The sequence below is a fragment of the Protofrankia sp. CiP3 genome (assembly GCF_917627345.1).
Classification (GTDB): Bacteria; Actinomycetota; Actinomycetes; order Frankiales; family Frankiaceae; genus Protofrankia.
Genome location: NZ_CAKJTM010000054.1, coordinates 2,399 through 3,051, shown reverse-complemented (window position 1 = coordinate 3,051; position 653 = coordinate 2,399). Strand labels below are relative to the sequence as shown.

Annotated in this window: 2 protein-coding genes; both read left to right on the top strand. The window is 63.9% G+C overall.

All coding sequences use genetic code 11. The features are described 5' to 3' along the window. Window positions 1-115: 115 nt before the first annotated feature. Entirely contained in the window at window positions 116-343 is a 228-nt protein-coding gene (locus MJ797_RS17350) for an antitoxin (RefSeq protein WP_239336138.1), read from the top strand. Beyond that, on the top strand, window positions 340-653 hold a 314-nt coding region (locus MJ797_RS17345; protein WP_239336135.1), incomplete at its 3' end, for a TA system VapC family ribonuclease toxin. The genes MJ797_RS17350 and MJ797_RS17345, both read left to right, overlap by 4 nt.

The window sequence follows — 653 nt, the reverse complement described above, 5'->3', positions numbered from 1 at the left end:
GGATTTCGATCTTTAGATCTGCCGGCTCCGCGTCTTTCAATCCGCCGAATATCGATCTTCAGATCTGCCGAAATTGCATCCCTGCATCGTGATGTATAGATGCTACGATGACGGCATGCGCACCACCATCGACCTACCAGAGGATCTTCACCGGCAAGCTATGTCGATCGCCAGGGACACCGCACGGACCTTGAGCGAGACGGTTGCCGACCTCATGCGTCGCGGCCTGGGGCACGGTAGCACGGCGGAGATATCCCGAAGCGAACGGACCGGTCTCCCCGTGGTGCACCTTGGCACGGTCATCACGACCGAAGAGGTTCGCGCTCTGGACGACGACCAGTGACCACCCTCCTGGACGCCAACGTGCTGATTGCGCTCGTTGTCGCCGACCACGTCCACCACGACACCGCCGAGGCATGGCTCGCCAGCGCCGCCGGCCACTTTGCGACCTGCCCCATCACCGAGGGCAGCCTGGTACGCCTGCTCATCCGCGAAGGTCAGTCCGCACAGACGGCAACAGCAGTCGTGTCGGCGCTGACCAGCGACCCCCGCCACGAGTTCTGGCCGGACGAGGTGTCCTACCGCGCCGTGTCGATGAGGGGTGTCATCGGGCACCGGCAGGTGACCGATGCATACCTCGCGCAGCTCGCCCG